A 4717-nucleotide genomic window follows, 5' to 3' on the forward strand; every position below is an offset into this window, starting at 1 on the left:
AAGTTTCAGTATATCCTACTCTTTCTTGTCTTTCGTACCATGCTTGTGTTCTGACATGGAGAGCTTTATTGTAAACTAATCTTACACAGCCCAAAGTGCGCCGCAATAGCGACTCTTGTTCTGGTGTGGGGTAAAATCGGAACCAATAGGCTTTTTCCATGTCTCACATTTTAGCATATATTTCGTAAATGTGCTAGTATTTAACAGTAAAGCCGTCGTGAAACGACGGGGTTTCAGATCCAAAATTTTCGATGAAGTTGATTAAAATCGAGTCAGGGACGGCTCCTTAGTCCATTCTAATTGGCTTTTTCCCTAAGTTATCAAATTCATCTAGTTTTCTAGAAATCTCGGCCAGAGGCGAAAAAATCAGGGACAATGATATAAATAGAGTTATCAACACAAGTAAAGCAATTATGACTGTAGCCACGACGAACGCCCGAGATATTTTCCGCTCCGCCTACGAAAACCGTTACACTTGGGATGAAGGATTTCCCGGTTACACTGCTGATATTATCCTCACCCAAGGAGAGGAAGTCCATACGGGCAAAATTCAAGTTAATGCTGATTATACTGTGGAAGTAACGGGCATTGATGACGAGAAAGTGCAAGAAAGTATCTATAATCAAATGCGCGATATTGTTACTCACCGCAAAAGAGGCAATTTTGAGGGTTCCCACGGCAAAAACCAGTTTAATTTCGGGGAAGATGATCCCACCGGTGCGGTAGAAATTCTTGTCACCGGCGATGCTATGGGGTCTAATTATAAAGTCCGCGGCCAGGAAATCTGTCAAGTCAGTCGAGTCATGGGACCGATGGCTTTTACTATTAATACCGAGGAAAGTCTCGATACGGGGGAAGGTTATATTTCTATTCGCTATAATGCCATTTTCCGCAATGCCAAAACCGATGAATTAAAGGGAAAACGTGACTTTAAGGAAACCTACGAAAAAATCGGTAATTATTATTTACCCTCCTGTCAAGTGATTAATGCAATCGACGCCGGGGGCGAAAAATCCACCACAGAATTCACTTTTATCAATCTGCAGCTTTTACAATCTTAAGGGTTATTCCCGCCCAAAAAGCGTTAGGATCGAGGTAACTACACTGTAATAAATCTCTGACCAGAGGCTGATTATGTCTTTAACACTGACCCCCAATAACGTCGAACAAGTCTTAGATGAAATGCGCCCCTACCTGATGTCCGATGGTGGTAACGTGGAATTAGTCGAAATCGACGGGCCAGTCGTCAGACTGCGTCTTCAAGGAGCTTGCGGTTCCTGTCCCAGTTCCACCGTAACCCTGAAAATGGGCATCGAACGTCGTCTCCGGGAAATGATTCCCGAAATTGCCGAAGTCGAACAAGCTTTCTAAATCTTGGGTTAATTAATTCTCACCACCGCCCGATTGACTAAGTTAAATTAGCGATCGGGCATAATATTGATTATATATTTTTTTCTGCAAGATTGATAAAATTACAGAATTAATTAAGATAAAAAGTATCTTTTTTAGCCAATTAACCAGACAATTAAGCATTAACATATACTTGAAAATTTTTATTAAAACTCAAAAATTATGACGGAAAATATCCCCACCATTGTGGTCATGCACGGCGACCAAACTGGAGAAGAACTATTACTAGAAGCCCTGAGAGTATTGCAACCCTCGATAATTCGTCAACCGCTTAACTTTGCCGATTTTGATCTTAGTTTAGCCCAGCGTCGCCAGAGTAACAATCAAGTGGTTTATGAGGCCGCCGAAGCGACTCTCAAAACCGGATTAGCCCTCAAAGCTGCTACTATTACCCCAGAAATCAAAGGAGATGTGGGCAGTCCCAACGCTATTTTAAGAGAAGCAATGAATTCTCAGGTAATTCTCCGCATCGGTCGCCGTATCCCCGGTATTCGTCCAATTGGGGGCGTTTATTCTCCCATTGCCATTGTCCGCATGGCCGTTGACGATGCCTACGGGGCCAAAGAATGGCGAGAAACCACGGCCACCGGCGATGAAATTGCCTATCGCACCTCGCGCATTTCTAGGGCTACCAGTCGCGCTGTGGCCGAGTTTACCTTTCAACACGCCAAAAAAACCGGGGCGCGGGTATTTGGCGGCCCAAAATTCACCGTCAGTGCCACCTACGAAGGAATGTTTAAAGAGGAATTAGACGCGGCAGCCCAAAGACATCCGGAAGTACGTTATCAACCCCTGTTAATTGATGCAACTTTTGCCCTACTTTTACAAACCGACGGCGAAGCTTTGGTGATTCCGGCACTTAATCGCGATGGCGATTTATTATCGGATTTTGTCTTGCAACTCTATGGCAGTATTGCCGGGGCCGAAAGTTTAGTTTTGGGATTTGATGAGGAGACTTTAGCGGTTAAAACTATTATGGCAGAAGCTCCCCACGGCACAGCCCCCGCTTTAGAGGGCAAAAATATTGCTAATCCCATGGCGATGATTTTAGCCTCGGCAGCTTTGTTAGGTTATATCGAAACTAGCGAAGCGCGCAAGGCTTCTCGGGCAATTTATGAAAGTGTCTTTGAAACTATTCACGAGGGCAAAAAAACCCCCGATTTAGGGGGACAAATGACCATGAGTGAGTTTACCGATGAGGTGATTCGTCGCGTGGTCAGTAAGTTAGAAGTTTGGTCTGCTTTGGGGTAAACGAACTCATCTGATTGCTATCTTAACAGGAGTTTGAAGAAAAGCTAATCCCAAAAAATAAGAATTGTTGCAAAGGCCTTGCTTTTGTTTGTTTTGCGGAGAAATAACGGCTACCTTTGAAGTGTGTAACAGAGTCCCTTTGCAGGATTAGGATAAGAACAATGAAACTACAAACTTTGACAAAAACTCTGACCATTGCTCTGATTGGTGTAGGAGCTGCCTTGACCTTACAATCACCGAGCCAAGGTGCAGACGATCCTCTATTCATTTGTGATCCGGACTCCAGAGGGGTTCCCACAACTTACTATATTGGTAGGGGGGATAAAAGACCAATTATTTATTGGAAACGTGAAATATTTAGTGATGCTGGCTATCCTCCCCAACTCCGGTGCGAACAAGTAACTGGTCGATTCAACAGATTATCTGAACGGGAACCCAATGGGATTGAAATCATCACGACGGGCTTTTTGAACGGTTTGCCCGTTGTTTACTCTCCTGCTAGTGGTCGTGACCGTCCTAGTTCTTCAAACTTATTATTTACACTCTCAAAAGGCGAAGATGCTGTAAGGGTTGTGCAAGGGCTATTCGATTTGCGGGCAGGAAGAACTGCTAGTGGTTCTAATCCTAAACCACTATCGGAAAGTTCTGCCGATGGAAAAACAATTACCATCGACTTTCAAAATTTTCTGCGTAATGTTGCCCCTGAAAATAGCCCATCTTCAGGTAGTTCCGCTGGCGAGACTCCAGCGACAACAACCCAACCCAACCAATCTCCTTCTGGCGGTTCTCGCTGGTAAACGAGTTGTGATCGTTTCTTCTGTGATAGACTTTTCTGATGACTAAACAAGGCTCGGTTTTCCTGGCTTCGCTTGTTCAAACAATTATCTAAATATCTAAAATAGATAATAAATACTCACAAGTAGGAACAAAAATCCAAATAAACTCGACCTGCTAGGGATTCAGTTAGTCGTAGATCGCATGAAATATTTTTGCAAGATATCTGGCACCTGTGCTGGCATTTTACTCGTGGGGGGACTGCTGGCACAGTCCCTTCATCCCAAGACCGTTGCTTGGGAGGTTAACTCAGACAGTGGTTCCCGTCAGTCAAGTACAAGTGAAAAAGCATCAGAACAGCAATTGCATCAATTAGCCCGCGCAATTACTGTGAAGATTTTATCGAAAGAAGGATCAGGATCGGGAATTTTAGTTCGTAGAGAAGGCCAAGTTTATACGGTTCTGACCAACCAGCACGTTCTTGAACAAGCTTCTGACAACTATTATCGAATCCAAACTCCTGATGGTCAAATTTATCAGGCAAAAGTGTTAAATTCCATCAATTTTGATGGTAATGATTTGAGCCTATTGTCTTTTCACAGTTCTCGAACCTATTTGATCGCCTCATTCGGGGATTCGTCGAATATAAGAGTGGGTGATGCCGTATTTGCAGCCGGTTTTCCTTTTTTTCAAGAGCGTCGTGATCAAAATAGCGGGTTTATCCTGACGACTGGTCAAATTTCGATGTTGAGTGACCAGACATTTGACGGTGGTTATCGCATCGGCTATAACAATCGTATTGAAAAGGGAATGAGTGGGGGTCCCTTGCTTAATGACCAAGGTCAGGTAATTGGTATTAATGGACTTGATGCCAGTCCGGTTTGGGGGAATTCCTATACTTTCAGTGATGGCTCGGTGGCTTCAAAATTTCTCAAAAGACAGATGAATCAATTTAGTTGGGCTATTCCTAGCCAAACTCTCTGGCAGTTGGGGCTAAAATTCTCGGATCACCCTTCTTGATCGCCATTCACTCCATTGCAATTTTCTCCCCCGCAAACAGGAAACTCATTTCCCACACCACCATCTAGAGAGCGCAATATCTGGTCGGGATGGCATCGGTGAAACCAAGCCGTTATCCTTATATTAGGGTTTGCTGAAAAAGTTATTGAAAAGCACAGGTCTCTTAATCAATGATTTCACTTAGCTACAAGCATAAGCTTTAGTTGTTGATTAGTTTCTAAGTCATAACTTATTGTCATCATTGACCGAGAAAAAGTGCGGT

At 43.5% G+C, this 4717-nt stretch carries 6 protein-coding genes; 5 read left to right on the plus strand and 1 reads right to left on the minus strand.

All coding sequences use genetic code 11. From position 1 onward, the window contains the following. On the minus strand, positions 1-160 hold a 160-nt coding region (locus IM479_RS12725), incomplete at its 3' end, for a helix-turn-helix domain-containing protein (protein ID WP_287687504.1). A 253-nt stretch (positions 161-413) separates the two neighbouring features. Here IM479_RS12725 and IM479_RS12730 point away from each other — a divergent pair. From IM479_RS12730 to IM479_RS12750, 5 genes are all read left to right on the plus strand, one after another. Further along, a complete protein-coding gene (locus IM479_RS12730) occupies positions 414-1061 on the plus strand; it encodes a DUF3386 domain-containing protein (RefSeq protein ID WP_286826459.1) in 648 nt (215 codons plus the stop codon). 73 nt (positions 1062-1134) lie between these two features. Next, positions 1135-1371 (plus strand): NifU family protein, encoded by a 237-nt coding sequence (locus tag IM479_RS12735; RefSeq protein ID WP_286826460.1) that lies wholly within the window; start codon positions 1135-1137, stop codon positions 1369-1371. Positions 1372-1572: 201 nt separating this feature from the next. Continuing rightward, positions 1573-2661: an isocitrate/isopropylmalate family dehydrogenase gene (locus tag IM479_RS12740; RefSeq protein ID WP_287687499.1), complete on the plus strand. Its 1089-nt coding sequence runs from the start codon at positions 1573-1575 to the stop codon at positions 2659-2661. Positions 2662-2822: 161 nt separating this feature from the next. Then, entirely contained in the window at positions 2823-3458 is a 636-nt protein-coding gene (locus IM479_RS12745) for a COP23 domain-containing protein (protein ID WP_287687501.1), read from the plus strand. A 181-nt stretch (positions 3459-3639) separates the two neighbouring features. Continuing rightward, positions 3640-4455: a S1C family serine protease gene (locus IM479_RS12750; protein ID WP_287687503.1), complete on the plus strand. Its 816-nt coding sequence runs from the start codon at positions 3640-3642 to the stop codon at positions 4453-4455. Positions 4456-4717 lie beyond the last annotated feature (262 nt).

Origin of the sequence: Microcystis sp. M165S2 (assembly GCF_020245885.1) — a bacterium.
Classification (GTDB): domain Bacteria; phylum Cyanobacteriota; class Cyanobacteriia; order Cyanobacteriales; family Microcystaceae; genus Microcystis.

Bases quoted from the DNA above. Each gene is read 5' to 3' on its own strand.
- IM479_RS12730 (WP_286826459.1), top strand. From the start codon at position 414: ATGACTGTAGCCACGACGAACGCCCGAGATATTTTCCGCTCCGCCTAC.
- IM479_RS12735 (WP_286826460.1), top strand. From the start codon at position 1,135: ATGTCTTTAACACTGACCCCCAATAACGTCGAACAAGTCTTAGATGAA.
- IM479_RS12740 (WP_287687499.1), top strand. From the start codon at position 1,573: ATGACGGAAAATATCCCCACCATTGTGGTCATGCACGGCGACCAAACT.
- IM479_RS12745 (WP_287687501.1), top strand. From the start codon at position 2,823: ATGAAACTACAAACTTTGACAAAAACTCTGACCATTGCTCTGATTGGT.
- IM479_RS12750 (WP_287687503.1), top strand. From the start codon at position 3,640: ATGAAATATTTTTGCAAGATATCTGGCACCTGTGCTGGCATTTTACTC.